Origin of the sequence: Brachyspira murdochii DSM 12563, assembly GCF_000092845.1 — a bacterium.
GTDB classification, from domain to species: domain Bacteria; phylum Spirochaetota; class Brachyspiria; order Brachyspirales; family Brachyspiraceae; genus Brachyspira; species Brachyspira murdochii.
In genome coordinates this window covers 2,409,789-2,422,565 of the sequence record NC_014150.1, presented here as the reverse complement: position 1 = coordinate 2,422,565, position 12,777 = coordinate 2,409,789, and the positions used below count along the sequence as shown (strand labels likewise).

13 protein-coding genes are annotated in these 12,777 nt (G+C 27.2%); 8 read left to right on the top strand and 5 right to left on the bottom strand.

The genetic code is table 11. From position 1 onward, the window contains the following. Nucleotides 1–34 precede the first annotated feature (34 nt). From trpD to trpA, 5 genes are read left to right on the top strand one after another with little or no spacing between them, the layout of a single operon-like run. The gene (gene trpD, locus BMUR_RS10695) at nucleotides 35–1,057 is read left to right on the top strand and encodes an anthranilate phosphoribosyltransferase (protein WP_013114577.1); all 1,023 of its coding nucleotides are present in this window, start codon (nucleotides 35–37) and stop codon (nucleotides 1,055–1,057) included. Nucleotides 1,058–1,078: 21 nt separating this feature from the next. Continuing rightward, nucleotides 1,079–1,858: an indole-3-glycerol phosphate synthase TrpC gene (gene trpC / locus BMUR_RS10690; protein WP_013114576.1), complete on the top strand. Its 780-nt coding sequence runs from the start codon at nucleotides 1,079–1,081 to the stop codon at nucleotides 1,856–1,858. A gap of 2 nt (nucleotides 1,859–1,860) precedes the next feature. Beyond that, nucleotides 1,861–2,514 (top strand): phosphoribosylanthranilate isomerase, encoded by a 654-nt coding sequence (locus BMUR_RS10685; RefSeq protein WP_013114575.1) that lies wholly within the window; start codon nucleotides 1,861–1,863, stop codon nucleotides 2,512–2,514. Further along, nucleotides 2,504–3,688 (top strand): tryptophan synthase subunit beta, encoded by a 1,185-nt coding sequence (trpB, locus tag BMUR_RS10680; RefSeq protein WP_013114574.1) that lies wholly within the window; start codon nucleotides 2,504–2,506, stop codon nucleotides 3,686–3,688. Before BMUR_RS10685 ends, trpB begins: the two co-directional genes overlap by 11 nt. Then, nucleotides 3,681–4,454: a tryptophan synthase subunit alpha gene (gene trpA, locus BMUR_RS10675; protein ID WP_013114573.1), complete on the top strand. Its 774-nt coding sequence runs from the start codon at nucleotides 3,681–3,683 to the stop codon at nucleotides 4,452–4,454. The genes trpB and trpA overlap by 8 nt, the downstream gene beginning before the upstream one ends. 119 nt (nucleotides 4,455–4,573) lie before the next feature. On the opposite strand, the gene BMUR_RS10670 is transcribed toward trpA, so the two are convergent. Then, nucleotides 4,574–5,536: a Gfo/Idh/MocA family protein gene (locus tag BMUR_RS10670; RefSeq protein ID WP_013114572.1), complete on the bottom strand. Its 963-nt coding sequence runs from the start codon at nucleotides 5,534–5,536 to the stop codon at nucleotides 4,574–4,576. Between the two features lie 237 nt (nucleotides 5,537–5,773). Between BMUR_RS10670 and BMUR_RS10665 the strand changes: the two genes are divergently transcribed. Beyond that, nucleotides 5,774–7,435: a formate--tetrahydrofolate ligase gene (locus tag BMUR_RS10665; RefSeq protein ID WP_013114571.1), complete on the top strand. Its 1,662-nt coding sequence runs from the start codon at nucleotides 5,774–5,776 to the stop codon at nucleotides 7,433–7,435. A gap of 339 nt (nucleotides 7,436–7,774) precedes the next feature. Here the strand turns inward: BMUR_RS10665 and BMUR_RS10660 are convergent, their stop codons facing one another. Then, nucleotides 7,775–8,194: a PepSY-like domain-containing protein gene (locus BMUR_RS10660; RefSeq protein ID WP_013114570.1), complete on the bottom strand. Its 420-nt coding sequence runs from the start codon at nucleotides 8,192–8,194 to the stop codon at nucleotides 7,775–7,777. Nucleotides 8,195–8,503: 309 nt separating this feature from the next. On the opposite strand from BMUR_RS10660, the gene BMUR_RS10655 reads away from it, so the two are divergent. Both BMUR_RS10655 and BMUR_RS10650 read left to right on the top strand, forming a co-directional pair. Further along, nucleotides 8,504–8,824, top strand: a complete 321-nt coding sequence (locus BMUR_RS10655; protein ID WP_013114569.1) for a hypothetical protein — start codon at nucleotides 8,504–8,506, stop codon at nucleotides 8,822–8,824. Between the two features lie 11 nt (nucleotides 8,825–8,835). Then, on the top strand, nucleotides 8,836–9,819 hold the full coding sequence (locus tag BMUR_RS10650; RefSeq protein ID WP_013114568.1) for a DUF2157 domain-containing protein: 984 nt from the start codon (nucleotides 8,836–8,838) through the stop codon (nucleotides 9,817–9,819). Here the strand turns inward: BMUR_RS10650 and BMUR_RS15045 are convergent. The 3 genes from BMUR_RS15045 to BMUR_RS10635 form a co-directional block, all read right to left on the bottom strand. Beyond that, the gene (locus BMUR_RS15045; RefSeq protein WP_013114567.1) at nucleotides 9,778–10,005 is read right to left on the bottom strand and encodes a hypothetical protein; all 228 of its coding nucleotides are present in this window, start codon (nucleotides 10,003–10,005) and stop codon (nucleotides 9,778–9,780) included. The genes BMUR_RS10650 and BMUR_RS15045 overlap by 42 nt on opposite strands. Nucleotides 10,006–11,135: 1,130 nt before the next feature. Beyond that, complete coding sequence (gene rbsK / locus BMUR_RS10640) at nucleotides 11,136–12,008, bottom strand: ribokinase (protein ID WP_013114566.1); 873 nt, start codon at nucleotides 12,006–12,008, stop codon at nucleotides 11,136–11,138. 13 nt (nucleotides 12,009–12,021) lie between these two features. Continuing rightward, nucleotides 12,022–12,774 carry a glutamine amidotransferase gene (locus BMUR_RS10635; protein WP_013114565.1) on the bottom strand — a complete coding sequence of 251 codons (753 nt, stop codon included), beginning with the start codon at nucleotides 12,772–12,774 and terminating at the stop codon, nucleotides 12,022–12,024. Between the last annotated feature and the right edge of the window lie 3 nt (nucleotides 12,775–12,777).

The following is a 12,777-nucleotide window of genomic DNA, read 5'->3' as shown; positions in this document are numbered from 1 at the left end:
ATAAAAAACAATAAATAAAAAAGGAATATAAAAAATGATTAAGAAATCTATTTTAAAATTATCAAAAAAAGAAAATTTATCTTATGATGAAGCAGAATATTCAATGAAGCAAATAATGTCCGGCAATGCAAGTTCAGTACAAATATCATCATATCTAACAGCCCTCACATTAAAAGGAGAAACTATAGATGAGATAACAGCATCAGCTTATGTAATGAGAGAGCATTCTAAAAAATTATTAAATGACATGGATATACTTGAAATAGTAGGAACTGGCGGAGATTTTTCTAATTCTTTTAATATATCAACAGCCTCTGCTATTATAATATCATCTGCCGGCGTGTCGGTAGCAAAGCATGGAAATAGGGCTGCATCTTCAAAGTGCGGATGTGCAGATGTTCTTGAGGCTTTGGGGGTTAATATCAATCTGACGCCTGAAGAGAGCAAAAAACTTTTAGACGATATTAATATATGTTTTTTATTTGCTCAAAATTATCATTCGGCTATGAAGTATGTTGCTCCTGTTAGAAAAGAATTGGGCATAAAAACAATATTTAATATATTAGGTCCTTTATCAAATCCAGCTGGTGCAAATATGGAGCTTATGGGGGTTTATGATGAAAGTTTAGTTGAGCCTTTGGCTGAGGTTATGAGGAATTTAGGTGTAAAAAGGGGAATGGTTGTTTATGGAATGGATAAGCTAGATGAAATATCTATAAGTTCAAAAACAAAGGTTTGCGAAATATCAGATAATGGCAAATTAAGCACTTATTATATTTCTCCAGAGGATTTTGGGTACTCATTTTATGATAAAAATGAAATAGTAGGAGGAGATGCATCTTACAATGCTAATATTATTAAAGATATATTATCTTCAAAACTTAAAGGTGCTAAAAGAAATATAGTATGTTTAAATGCTGGGGCTTCTATATATATAGCTGGTAAAACTGAAAGTATTTATGATGGTATAAAAATGGCTGAAGAGATTATAGACAGCGGTAAAGCTATGGAAAAACTTAATATGTTTATAGAAAAAAGCAATGCTAAATTGGCATAAATATCATCGGGGTTTTATATTATGAAAATACTTGACAATATAGTAGAAAAAACAAAAGAAAGAGTTGAAATTAATAAAAAAAATATCTCTTTACAGAGAATAAGAGAGTTAGCAGAAAATAAATCTAATAATAATAATTTTTTATTTGAAAACTCAATCAAAAAAAGTGTTAGTTTTATATGCGAAGTAAAAAAGGCTTCTCCTTCAAAAGGTATTATATCTAATGACTTTGATTATATTAATATAGCAAAAGATTATGAGAGAGCTGGTGCTAGTGCTTTATCATGTTTAACCGAGCCTTATTATTTTTTAGGAAGTAATGAATATTTAGAGAATATTAAAAAAAATATAAGTATTCCTGTTTTAAGAAAAGATTTTACAATAGATGAATATATGATATATGAGGCTAAAGCTATTAATGCAGATGCTGTTTTACTTATAGCTGCCATACTTGATAAAAATCAATTAGCTGATTATTTTTCACTTGCTGATAGTTTGGGGCTTTCTGTTATAGTAGAAGTGCATGATGAAGATGATTTAAATAAGGCACTTTCTTCCAACACAAGAATAATAGGTATTAATAATAGAAATTTAAAAACTTTTGAAACCAGCATAAAAAATACATTTGATCTTATAAAACTTATTCCAGAAAATATAATATCAATTTCTGAAAGCGGTATAAAAAGCAGAGAAGATATAAAACTTTTAGAAGAAAATAAAGTAAATGCAGTTCTCATAGGAGAGCAATTAATGAGGCAAAAAGATAAAATAAAAGAAATAAAAACACTTATGGGATATTAATTATGAGAAGTTCACTTATAAAAACCTGCGGGCTTTTTAGAGAAGAGGATATAGACTATGCTAATAAACTTGATGCTGATTATATAGGTTTTGTTTTTGCCTCTGGAAGTAAAAGAAAGGTTGATTTTTCTTTGGCTTATAAATTAAAAAGAAAATTAAAAAATACTATAAAAGCAGTAGGAGTGTTTCGTGATAACAGCATTGATTTTATAACTTATTTATTTAATGAAAATATAATAGATTTAGTTCAGCTTCATGGTAAAGAGGATAATGATTTTTTGGATAATTTAAAATCAAAAATTAATGCTGATATTATCAAGGCTATTTCTATAAAAGATGAATATTCTTTTAATCATTCTTTTATATCTGATTTTATTCTTCTTGACAGCAGTAATGCAGGTTCTGGAAATAGTTTTGATTGGAAGTTTTTAAAAAACAAATTAGATAATGATAAAAATTTTAAAAAAGAGTTTAATACAAAATATTTTTTGGCAGGAGGAATAAATATTAATAATATAAAAGAAGCATTGGAATTAAATCCTTATTGCATAGATTTATCAAGCGGATTGGAAGTTAATGGAGTTAAGGATTTTAACAAAATGAAAAGTATTATAGATGAAGTAAACATAATTAAAGGAGCTTATAATGGGAAATAAATATTTTGGTATGCATGGAGGAATGTTTATACCTGAAACTTTAATGAATGCCGTATTAGAATTGGAAGAGGCTTATAATTATTATAAAGATGATAAAGATTTTAATGCTGAATTAAAAGACTTATTAAATAATTATGCCAACAGACCTTCAAGGCTATATTTTGCAAAAAGAATGACTGATAATTTAAAGGGAGCAAAAATATATTTAAAGAGAGAGGATTTAAATCATACAGGCTCTCATAAAATAAATAATGTAATAGGTCAGATACTTCTTGCAAAGAAAATGGGAAAAAAAAGAGTAATAGCAGAAACAGGAGCAGGACAGCATGGAGTAGCGACAGCAACAGTTGCCGCATTAATGGATATGGAATGCGAAATATTTATGGGCGAAGAGGATATACAAAGGCAGTCTTTGAATGTTTATAGAATGCGTTTACTCGGCTCTAAAGTGCATTCTGTGAAAACAGGAACTGCAACTTTAAAAGATGCCGTATCTGAAACTTTAAGGGAATGGACTTCAAGAATAGATGATACGCATTATGTATTAGGTTCTGTTATGGGACCTCATCCTTTTCCTACTATTGTAAGAGATTTTCAAGCTGTTATTTCAAAGGAGATAAAAGAACAGATTTATGAGTATGAAAATAAATTACCTAGTATGATAATAGCCTGCGTAGGAGGAGGCTCTAATGCTATGGGGGCTTTTTATAATTTTATTGAAGATAAAGATGTTAAACTTATAGGCTGTGAGGCTGCAGGAAGAGGAATTGACACATTGGAAACAGCTGCTACTATTTCTACAGGTAAAATAGGTATATTTCATGGCATGCGTTCATATTTTTGTCAGGACAGTCAAGGACAGATAGCTCCTGTTTATTCGATATCTGCTGGGCTTGATTACCCCGGTGTAGGTCCTGAGCATAGTTTTTTGCATGATACTAAAAGAGCTGAATATGTTGCTGTTACAGATGATGAAGCTATAGAAGCATTTGAATATTTATCTCGTATAGAGGGTATAATACCTGCTATAGAAAGTGCCCATGCAGTTTATTATGCCATGAAAAAAGCTCCTTCTATGAATAAAGATGATATTATAGTTATTAATCTTTCTGGAAGGGGGGATAAGGATTGTTCATCAGTAGCTAAATACAGAGGAGAAAATATTTATGAGTAATATATACAAAGCATTTGAAAATAAAAAAGCATTTATACCTTTTATAACCTGCGGATATCCTTCTTTAGAATTAACAGAGGATATTATATATTCTATGATTGAAAATGGGGCTGATTTGATAGAGCTTGGAATACCTTTTTCGGATCCTACTGCAGAGGGTCTTGTTATACAAAATGCCAATGAAAAAGCTTTAAAAAATCATGTAACCAGAGAGAAAATTTTTGATATGGTTAGAAGAATAAGAAAAAACAGCGATATACCTTTAGTTTTTATGACTTATGCTAATGTTGTTTATTCTTATGATATAGAAAATTTTTTATCCATATCAAAAGAAATAAATATTGACGGATTAATACTTCCAGACGTACCATTCGAAGAGAAAAATATATTTGAGCCATTTTGCAAAAAATATGATATTGATTTAATTTCTTTAATAGCTCCTACTTCAGAAAACAGAATACATAAAATTTCAAAAGAGGCATCAGGTTTTGTGTACTGCGTATCATCGCTTGGAGTTACAGGAGTTCGTCAAAAAATAGAAACAGATATTGCTAAAATTGTAGACTTAATAAAGAAAAATACAAATATACCTGCGGCAGTTGGATTTGGTATATCAACAACAGAACAGGCTAAAAATATAAGTAAGTATTCTGATGGTGTCATAGTTGGAAGTGCAATAATAAAACTTTGCGATAAATATGAAAATAATTCGCCAAAATATATAGGAGAGTATGTGAGAGATATGAAAAATGCTATGAATGAATAAATTAAATATTAATAATTAAAAATAAATTATCATGATTTTTTTATATATATTAATAATTTTGTTAATATTTAATTTATTATTAATAATATAAAAAAATCAGATATTTTATTATAAACTATTTACCAAGTCTTTTTTATCTCTTTTAATATAGCTTCTGTTAATTTGATAGTATTAACATCATCTTCTATAGAAACAAATCTTTTATCCTTACCTAATATACAATTAGCAAAATGCTCGTCTTCTAATTTTAAAGGATTATCTCTGTGAATAAATACTCTTTCTATAATAGATTCCTGTTTATAGTTTATACCTATAGAAGTTTTTATATTGCTCTGACTTGCTGCCTGTCTATGTATAGTTATATCCTGAGTAGCATAGTCTAATAAAAAGTATGCTTCTTCTGTACTTATAGCCAATGTTCTGATTTTTTCCTGAGTAACCCTGCTTGCACTTACTGTAGCTATAGTTTCATCTTCAAACTCTAATAATGCACTGGCTATATCTTCATTTTTTGTTCTTATTCTCTTTCCGCTTGCAGAAAATTTTATAACCGGCTTTTTTACTAATGAAGTTACAATATCCAAATCATGTATCATAATATCAAATACAACACCTACATCTGTAATACGAGGAGTAAAAGGAGCCAATCTTCTAGCCTCTATTAAATAAGGATTTTCTATTATATGATGAAGTTCTTGAACAGCACCATTAAATCTCTCTACATGTCCTACCTGAAGTATAACATTTTTTTGTTTTACAATCTCTTCCAATTCTAAAGCCTGAGCATAAGTTTCTGTCATAGGTTTTTCTACCAAAACATGTTTTCCTTTTTCTACGGCTTTTTTAGCTATTTCAAAATGAAAAGTTGTAGGGCTTGCTATTATTACAGCATCTGCATTATCTATAGCTTCATCGATACTATTAAATTTTTTTATATTATACTTTTGAGATATTTCATTAAGATGATTTTCATCGGCATCATATATTCCAGATAAATTTATATGATTTATTTGGCTTATAACATTTAAATGAAACTGCCCCATTCTTCCTACACCTATGAGACTAATATTAACTTTATCCATTAAACAAATCCTTTATTAAAAATTAAGAAGTAATTTTCTATAATAAAAAATAAATATACTTAAACCTCTTTTACAAAATTATAATAATAATTATACAAAATTCAATAGTATTTTTTAAAGTAATTTAAGTAATTAATGAAAAAAATACTATCAAATAATTAAAAAATGCTGTATATTTCTATTATTAAAATCAATAATAAAAATCATAAAATATTACAAATATCTATTGGAGACATTATGAAAACAGATATAGAAATAGCACAAGAATGCAAATTAAAAAGAATAAATGAAATAGCTGAAATGCTTAATCTTACAGATGATGATTATGAAGCATATGGCAAATATAAGGCTAAAATAGAATTATCATTACTAAATAACTTAAAAGACAAAAAAAACGGAAAATTGGTTTTGGTAACTGCTATCACTCCAACACCTGCAGGAGAAGGAAAATCCACTGTTACAATAGGATTAACACAGGGATTAAATAAAATAGGTAAAAATGCAGTAGCAGCTTTGAGAGAACCGTCTTTAGGTCCTGTATTTGGAATAAAAGGCGGGGCATGCGGAGGCGGATATGCTCAAATAGTTCCTATGGAAGATATTAATTTACACTTCAACGGAGATTTTCATGCTATAGGTTCTGCTCATAATCTAATATCAGCCTGTATTGATAATCATATAAAACAGGGAAATGAATTAAAAATAGATACAAATAAAATAGTATTCAAAAGAGTTGTCGATATGAATGACAGGGCATTACGTGATATAGTTATAGGTTTAGGAGGAAGTGAAAATGGTGTTACTAGACAGTCATCATTTCAAATAACTGTTGCTTCTGAGATTATGGCTATACTTTGTCTTTCAAACTCTTTAATGGATTTGAAAGAGAGAATAGGAAATATTGTATTTGCTTATGATGTTAATGATAATCCTTTAAAAGTAAAAGATTTAAAAGTTGAAGGTGCTGCCTGTGCTTTGCTTAAAGATGCAATAAAACCTAATTTGGTACAGACATTAGAAAATACTCCTGCTATAGTTCATGGAGGACCTTTTGCCAATATTGCACATGGCTGTAATTCTATACTTGCTACAAAATTAGCTTTAAAACTTTCTGATTATACTATCACAGAGGCTGGATTTGCTGCCGATTTGGGAGCTGAAAAGTTTCTTGATATTAAATGCCGTGCTGCTGATTTAAAGCCAAACTGCATAGTTTTGGTTGCCACTATAAGGGCATTAAAGCATCATGGAGGAGCTTTGGAGCTTAATAAAGAAGATTTGAATGCTTTAAATAAAGGTTTTGAGAATTTGGATAAGCATATAGAAAACATGAGAAAGTACAATGTTCCAGTTGTTGTTGCTATTAATAAATTCTCTTCTGATACTCAAAAAGAAATAGAATGCATAACAAAACACTGCCAAGATATTGGAGCAGATATATCATTATGCGAGGTATGGGAAAAAGGAGGAGAAGGCGGAAAAGATTTGGCTCAAAAAGTTGTAAAAGCCGCTTCTGAAGAATCTAATTATAAACCTTTATATGATTTAGAAAAAAGCATCAAAGAAAAAATAGAACTTATATGCAAAGAAATATACGGTGCAGGCGACATTAAATTCTCAGCTAAAGCAAATAAAATGATAAAAAAAATAGAGACTATAGGATTTGGAAATCTGCCTATATGTATGTCAAAAACTCAAAAATCAATATCCGATAATCCGGCACTTCTTAATGCCCCTAAAGGATATACTCTAAATATCGATGAAGTAAAACTTGCTTCAGGTGCAGGATTTATTATTGCTATGGCTGGCGGTATAATAGATATGCCGGGACTACCTAAAATACCCGCTGCATGCAATATAGATATAGATGAAAATGGAAAAATAAGCGGATTATTCTAATAGATATTGAAGAAAATAGCTGTTTTCAATATATAAAAATTAAAAATTGAAGACAGCTATTTTTTATTTAAACATTAATTTTTTATAAATCTGAATAAAAATATATTATTTAAATCTAACTAAACAATTATAATTTGTAAAAAATAAAATTGTTCAAGTATTATACTATATGTTATTTTATGTGCTTTATTGCTCTTATATTTTATTTATTTTATCTCTTGTTTCTGATTTACTTTTTATTATTCTTTTTATTTTTTTATATAAAAAATAAATATTACTTTTTGATAAAAAAGAGAGAGCAAGCTCTTCCGTTAAAGTGTTGTTATAAGTAATATATCATTAATCATCAAATTTCTGTCCCATTAGCTGTCCGTCAGGGGTTATAAATAATTCCATAAAGTTATTTAGTTTAACTTTGTAATTGCCCCATTCTTTTTCTATTTCTATTATTACAGCATTAGAATAAGTATTTTTTATAGTGTTTGCTAGAGACTGAGGTAAAGCACTGAAAGGAACTGTGTTGTACTCACCGTCTATACTGTTCCACTCTCCGTTATACAAAAAGTCTATTTTAGAACCGTTTGATAATTTTACTTCAAATTTTCCGTCATCTCTCTCTGCCTTCCATATCTTAACATTAGGATAAACTTTCTGTATAAAGTTTCTAGCATTCTGTGGAAGTGAAGAACAATCAGCAAAAGCACTTGAAGTAGAAATAATAGTCAAAGTGATTAATAAAGCAAATAATTTTTTAGTCATAGTAAATCTCCTTTTAATTTTTCTCATATGTTATTGTAAATTATCTTTACAATTATAAATATAGCCTAAAAGCATATTTTGTCAATATATTTTACAAAAAATTTACTTAAAATATCATAATTTTATAATAAAACAATACATTTAATACATAAAAAATTTTATTAGCTAAAACAAATATAAAATGTAAATATTTTTTACTTTAAATAAGTTAATTTAGTAAAATATTTAAATTACAAACGCTAATTCTATTGCAATTATTTTATTATAATATTAAAGTATTAAAAGAAAATCTATATAACTGGATAATCTATGAATAATAAAAATATAAAATTAATAACTGATAAATTAGATGAGCTTATTAAGTATTTAGAAAATAATAACTTAGACGAATTTTTTAAAAATAAAAATGAGTTTTGCTCTATGATAATGAATGAAAACAGCAAAGATTTTAATGACGATATAAAAGGAGATATAAAAATAATTGTTCCTGAAAATTTAATTGAAAGTTTTAAAAACTTTATAAAATATTTAAGTGTATTAAGAGCAATGAAATCTGATGATAATGACTATACACAATATACTTTAGATAATATAAAATATATAAGAAAAGAAATATTTAAAGATTATTAATTAAATATATTATGAGCAGTAAAAAAAGATTTATATTAAGAGAATTAAAAAAATGGAATAAAGATAATATAATAACAGATGAGCAATTTAAAATATTATCAAATAAATATGATAATGATTATATAGATTTTCAGCCTATAATAAGAGCCATAATGATAACAGGTATTATAATGGTTTCTATAGGATTTATATCTTTTATAAGTTTTTATATATTTTCCATTTACTTTATAGCAATTTTATTCGCTCTGCTTTTTTTATCCGGATTTATAGCTGATGAGATTCTTAAAAGAAAAGAAATATATTTACCAAAAACTTCTTCTGCTATAATAGCAGTATCTTCAATATTTTTATCAGCATTTATTTTTACAGTATCGTATATAATAACTAATAATAAAGATAATTTTATTCTTCTGTCTCTCATAAGTATTATAATATTTTTTATAATAGCATATATAAAGAAAAACTATGCAGTACTTTCAATAGCAGTAATAGGATTAATAACTTGGTATGGACTTGAAGGTTTTGATATATCTTCAATAGATTTAATGCTTAATAATTATATAAGGTTTATAACAACAAGTATATTGATATTTTTAATAGGTATAACAGATATAAATAAAAAACTTGGAGATAAATATTTAAAATTTTCACCTATTTATTATACAATAGGATTATTATATTTAAATATCATACTTTCTATAATGTCAGTATTCGGTAAATCAAGTGAGCCTATAATATTTCAATCTTCATCAGGGGAGCTATTAATATATAGTATTTTATTTTTAATTTCAGATATTATAAGTCTTATAATAGGATACAAACTAAAAATCTATTCTATAGTAAAATTTTCAATATTCTTTATTATACTCAATATGTATATAAGATACTTTGAATATTTTTATTTAAAGATGAACACTTGGATATTTTTTATAATGTTAGGAATATCCACTATTTTAATAGGTGTAATAATAGAGCGTATTATAAAATATAGATAATAATAATCTTTCTATTTTATCTTCATAGTGTTCAATAGCATATTCTAAAGGCTTCTTTAAAAATCTATCATAAAACTCATTATCTATATATTTTTTGTCATTATCAAAATACTTTTTTCCAAAATCTATATGCGTATTGTACATAAAAAAATCTTCTTCTTTGGTAAATTTAGTATATTTTCCCATTTTAGTCTGCTTACATCTGATACTTTAATATTATCGTTATTTTGTAATACTCTTTTTCTTTTTAACTCCCCAAGATGCACCCAAAGAAACCCGAGCATACATTTATTATCTGGTGTATTTATACTTTCCAATCCATTAGGAAGAAGATAATATTTATTTATTGATTTTGCAATAAAAATGAAATGATATCCTACATATCCATTAAATATGATGTCAGTATTAAATAATAATTGATTATTATTTAATATAATATTAATTCCTCCTAGTTCAAAAGAACAATTATCTTTATGTAAATATCTATTATAAATAATGAAATCTCTAAAACTTAAAATATTTTATATGCCGTCATAATGATAATCTTATTTTTTATTAAATACTTTTTTAATAAAATATGTTCTAAAATTATTTCTTAATTTTTTATAGGTATATACAATGATATTTTTGAAATTATTAATATCTTTTTAATATATCAGATAATTCTATATCTGAAATCAAAGCCTCTCTTATTTCAAATAATTTTTCTTTGAAATAAATTTGATCGTCATCTATTTTTATATTTTATTTTCAAATAACCAAAATTACTATAATAATAGAAATAATGAAGTTCAGAATATTTAATTTTATATTCATCTTTGTTGTAATTTACAATATTAGGGCATAAAAATAAAGTCTTATTTTATTCAGATATTTTTTATTATCAGTTGATTTATTCATCTAAAGCATCGATACAATAATCATCACTCATAGCTTGATATTTCACTCTTAAATGCCCTGATATACCTAAAGGTCTCTTTTATCTAAAATTTTAAAATTATCTTCTATAAATAGTCTTATGGATTAAACTCACAGCGGTATTTCATCTAATACCCCAATAAATGTTTTTAAACGATATGAAGCTGCCACTATTATAGAATATAGAACGTAAGAACGATAAATATGATAAATATACTATTGCTTGCTTTTAATAAAAATATATTATAAAACTAAAAAACACATATAAAACTAAAATATTATTTTTTATAATTTCATAATAATGATAAAGTAAAACAATTAAATTAGAATATTAAATAAAAGCCAGACTATTTTTTATAATAAATAATCTGACTTTATTTTTTAGGAATATTAATTAATCACCATTTTCTATTAATAACTTCATTATAATTTGGTATAGAATCTATAGCTCCTTTCCTAGTAACAGTAATATTCGATACCTTCACAGCAAAAATGATAGCCTCTTCCATAGTTTTATCATCAGCAAGCATTCTTATAACTCCTCCCAAAAAACTATCTCCTGCCGCAGTGGTATCAACAACCTGAACATTATATGCATCAAAATGTTTTCTTTTTTCTTTAGTTATTAAATCGCAGCCTTCAGCTCCTAAAGTTAATATAATATTTTTAACTCCGCATTCAAGTATATAATCTACACCGCCTACAATATCTATTTCAGTTTCATTCGGTATTACTATATCAATACAGCTTAAAAACTCTCTATCAAGTTTAACTGCAGGAGATGGATTTAAAACAACTGTTTTACCCAGCTTCTTAGCCATACATGCTGCATATTTTGCTATATCTAAAGGTATCTCAAGCTGCATAACTATTATATCATACATAGATATAAGTTCTTCTTTAATATCATCTTTTGTTATTAAGGCATTAGCTCCCTGTGCCACAACTATATTATTAGCACCGCTTTGAGTAACTGTAATTATAGCTATTCCAGTGGCTACATTATCTTTAATTATCAGATTATCTATATTGACATTATTTGAAGATAAAGCATTTGATAAATCCTTTCCGAAGCTGTCATTTCCCACTGCTCCAAGCATGCTTACATTACCGCCCAATTTTCCTATAGCACATGCCTGATTGGCACCTTTTCCTCCATTGCTTGTAGTAAAACTATTTCCAAGTATAGTTTCTCCCTCTTTAGGGAAACGAGGTGTATTAACAACCAAATCTTTATTTATACTTCCTATCACCAAAATACTTTTACTCACATTCTACCCCTGATTATATATTTTTACTTATCCATTTTACAATATTAGTCCAAAGAGTTTCATAATGTTTCCATTGCATAAACTCATGAGAGCCCCAATGAGGTGCACAGTCAGAAGCAAATACAGCAGATCTTCCTTTATGATAATCCCAAGCAGCTATAAAAGGATGCTCATTAACTTTTGCAACTAGACTTGCTCCGTTTTTTAATATGCTTCTGTTATAGCCTAAAAAATAAGGGAAATCAGTATCTATTCCTTTTAATATTGGGTGATTTGAATCCACTGCCACAGGATTAACACCCTCAGGACATTCCTCTCTATCATCAAATACTTCAAAATCTATAGGAAGCAGCTTTTCTACAGCAGTATTTTTCCAATGACCTTTTCCGTCTATTCCTTGAAAAGTTAAATACCCTCCAACCATACATAAACCGCCTCCGTTTTTAACATACTCTTCCATAAGTTTTATACGGTTTGGAGTTCTTAATCCTTTTGAGAAGGTATCAGGATGCAGATAAAAACTATTAGCACCTATATCGCTTATAATAATAGCTTTGTATTCATTTAATTTTTCCATTGTATTTGGAGCTTTTGTAGGAACTTCATGACCTGTTATATAATCAACATCAAAATTCTTTCTTAAAACATTTAAAAGAATATCAGCACCTTCTTCATAAACAGAATTTGTAAACATATCAAATCCCTTCTGATGTGTCATATATATAACCCAAGATTCTCCCATAAATAATATTTTATCTTTAGACATTTT

Bases quoted from the DNA above. Each gene is read 5' to 3' on its own strand.
- trpD (WP_013114577.1), top strand. From the start codon at position 35: ATGATTAAGAAATCTATTTTAAAATTATCAAAAAAAGAAAATTTATCT.
- trpC (WP_013114576.1), top strand. From the start codon at position 1,079: ATGAAAATACTTGACAATATAGTAGAAAAAACAAAAGAAAGAGTTGAA.
- BMUR_RS10685 (WP_013114575.1), top strand. From the start codon at position 1,861: ATGAGAAGTTCACTTATAAAAACCTGCGGGCTTTTTAGAGAAGAGGAT.
- trpB (WP_013114574.1), top strand. From the start codon at position 2,504: ATGGGAAATAAATATTTTGGTATGCATGGAGGAATGTTTATACCTGAA.
- trpA (WP_013114573.1), top strand. From the start codon at position 3,681: ATGAGTAATATATACAAAGCATTTGAAAATAAAAAAGCATTTATACCT.
- BMUR_RS10670 (WP_013114572.1), bottom strand. From the start codon at position 5,536: ATGGATAAAGTTAATATTAGTCTCATAGGTGTAGGAAGAATGGGGCAG.
- BMUR_RS10665 (WP_013114571.1), top strand. From the start codon at position 5,774: ATGAAAACAGATATAGAAATAGCACAAGAATGCAAATTAAAAAGAATA.
- BMUR_RS10660 (WP_013114570.1), bottom strand. From the start codon at position 8,194: ATGACTAAAAAATTATTTGCTTTATTAATCACTTTGACTATTATTTCT.
- BMUR_RS10655 (WP_013114569.1), top strand. From the start codon at position 8,504: ATGAATAATAAAAATATAAAATTAATAACTGATAAATTAGATGAGCTT.
- BMUR_RS10650 (WP_013114568.1), top strand. From the start codon at position 8,836: ATGAGCAGTAAAAAAAGATTTATATTAAGAGAATTAAAAAAATGGAAT.
- BMUR_RS15045 (WP_013114567.1), bottom strand. From the start codon at position 10,005: ATGGGAAAATATACTAAATTTACCAAAGAAGAAGATTTTTTTATGTAC.
- BMUR_RS10635 (WP_013114565.1), bottom strand. From the start codon at position 12,774: ATGTCTAAAGATAAAATATTATTTATGGGAGAATCTTGGGTTATATAT.